We start from the raw sequence: 1,369 nt of genomic DNA on the forward strand, positions 1-1,369 counted from the left end.
TGAAGCGCCACGGATACAAACCACGGCCTTTAAGGCGTGTGTTCATTCCGAAGTCAAACGGAAAGGAGCGCCCACTGGGCATTCCGACCATGACTGACAGGGCCATGCAGGCTCTATACCTTCTAGCTCTGGCGCCCATTGCAGAAACCACCGGAGATCCGAACAGCTACGGCTTCAGGATCGAGCGCTCTACCGCAGACGCAATGGGACAGCTGTTCATCTGCTTATCCAAGAAGGTTTCGGCCGAATGGGTACTGGAGGCGGACATCAAAGGTTGCTTTGACCACATCAACCATGACTGGCTGATCGTCAATGTCCCTACGGACAAAACGATCCTCCGGAAATGGCTAAAGGCTGGAGTGATTCATAAAGGTCAGCTTCAGGCAACGGATGCCGGTACGCCACAAGGCGGGATCATCTCGCCAACCTTGGCAAATATGGTGCTGGATGGATTGGAGTCACAGCTCAAGCAACATCTGGGCGTGACAAAGGCCAAGAAGCTGAAAATCAATGTGGTGCGCTATGCGGATGACTTTGTGATTACCGGAAACTCGAAAGAGATGCTGGAGAGCGAAATCAGACCTTGGGTGGAGAAATTCCTCGCTTTGCGAGGATTACAGCTGTCACTCGAGAAAACCCGTGTGGTTCACATAGACAAAGGTTTTGACTTTCTGGGATGGAATTTCCGCAAGTACGAGGGAAAGCTCCTGATCAAGCCAAGCAAGAAAAACGTGAAAGCGTTCTATCGCAAGGTGAAGGACGTCATCAGTACCAACAAAACGGCAAAGCAAGAGGATCTGATCCAACGGCTGAATCCGATACTGCGTGGCTGGGCGATGTACCACCAGCCAGTAGTTGCCAAGAAGGCGTTTAGCAGAATGGATAACTCTGTTTTCCATGCTCTCTGGCGTTGGGCGAAAAGGCGACATCCTAATAAATCGTTGGAATGGGTCAGGAGAGATTATTTCCAACCCCATGAAGGCAGAAGTTGGGTGTTCGCCACCATGGCGATGAGGACGGACGGGACGAAAGCAATAGCTCCCCTGTACTCAATAGCGAGCACTGCGATCGAGCGGCATAGAAAGGTGAGCGGGGAATACAATCCCTTCGATCCCTCCATGGAGGAAATGGGAGAGAAATTACGAATGGTGCGTATGCTTAAAAAGCTGAAGTATCGGAAACAGATCGTAAGTCTCTTTCAAAGCCAAAAAGGTCTATGTCCGCTGTGCAAGCAACCGATTACCAAGGAAAGCGGGTGGCACGACCATCACGTAATCCACCGCTCGCAAGGCGGTGGAGACACCTTGGATAACCGAGTACTATTGCATCCAGTTTGTCATCAGCAGCTACACAGCCGTGGATTGACAGT

General features: G+C 51.1%; 1 protein-coding gene. It reads left to right on the forward strand.

From position 1 onward, the window contains the following. The coding region (gene ltrA, locus HT737_RS30095; RefSeq protein WP_182404640.1) for a group II intron reverse transcriptase/maturase at nt 1-1,369 on the forward strand (1,369 nt) is incomplete at both ends.

The organism is Pseudomonas sp. MD195_PC81_125 (assembly GCF_014060985.1).
GTDB lineage: Bacteria > Pseudomonadota > Gammaproteobacteria > Pseudomonadales > Pseudomonadaceae > Aquipseudomonas > Aquipseudomonas parakoreensis.